Here is a 1,066-nt window from a genome sequence, read left to right on the forward strand (position 1 = left end):
GGCCCGAGCAAGCCGGAGCTGCACTATGTGCTCGATCCGCTGGCGCGCATCGACTTGGAGGAGATTCTGGGGCTGATCGAGGCGCAGCGCTACTTCGTGCTGCACGCCCCGCGGCAGACGGGCAAGACCACGGCGCTGCTGGCGCTGATGGAGCATCTGAACCGGCAGGGCCGCTACCGGGCGCTGTATGCCAACATCGAGACCGCGCAAGCCGCGCGCGGTCAGGTCGAGCGNCGGGCGCTCTATGCCAACATCGAGACCGCGCAAGCCGCGCGCGGCAACGTCGCCGAAGGCATGGCCGCCATCGTGCGCGCGCTGGCCAGTGCGGCACGCCACTGTTGGCACGATGAAGCCGCCGCGCAGATGGCCCTGGAGCTGCTCGGCACCGCAGGCGTCAACGACTGGGTGCGCTCGCTGCTGGAGCGCTGGAGCCTGGCCGATCCACGGCCCATCGTGCTGCTGCTGGACGAAGTCGACGCCTTGGTGGGCGACACGCTGATCTCGCTGCTGCGTCAGATCCGCGCCGGCTATGCGCAGCGCCCGGCGGCCTTTCCGCAGACGGTGGTGCTGTGCGGCGTGCGCGACGTGCGCGACNTGCTGCGCCAGATCCGCGCCGGCTACGCGCAGCGCCCGATGGCCTTTCCGCAGACGGTGGTGCTGTGCGGCGTGCGGGATGTGCGCGACTACCGCATCCACAGCGGCGACGGCGAGATCATCACGGGCGGCAGCGCCTTCAACATCAAGGCCGCCTCGATCCGGCTGGGCAACTTCAGCGAAGAGGAAACCAAGGCGCTGTGGCTGCAGCACACCGACGCCACCGGCCAGCGTTTCGATGAAGCCATCTGGGCCGAACTCTGGGAAGACACGCGCGGCCAGCCGTGGCTGGTGAATGCGCTCGGGCACGAATGCACCTGGCAGGACAAGGAGCTGCGCAAGAACCGCGCGCTGCCGGTGACGCTGGAGCGCTACAAGGCCGCGCGCGAGCGCCTGATCCAGAGCCGCGCCACGCACCTCGATCAGCTCACCGACAAGCTGCGGGAGCCGCGCGTGCACGCCGTCATCAGCC

1 protein-coding gene is annotated in these 1,066 nt (G+C 69.5%); it reads left to right on the forward strand.

The window, feature by feature from the left end; genetic code table 11:
• Positions 1–96: 96 nt before the first annotated feature.
• Positions 97–1,066: P-loop NTPase family protein (locus tag NET02_RS16630; protein ID WP_488624072.1), on the forward strand; the 970-nt coding region annotated here is incomplete at its 3' end.

Source organism: Thermalbibacter longus, from assembly GCF_023806485.1.
Lineage (GTDB): Bacteria > Chloroflexota > Chloroflexia > Thermomicrobiales > Thermomicrobiaceae > Thermalbibacter > Thermalbibacter longus.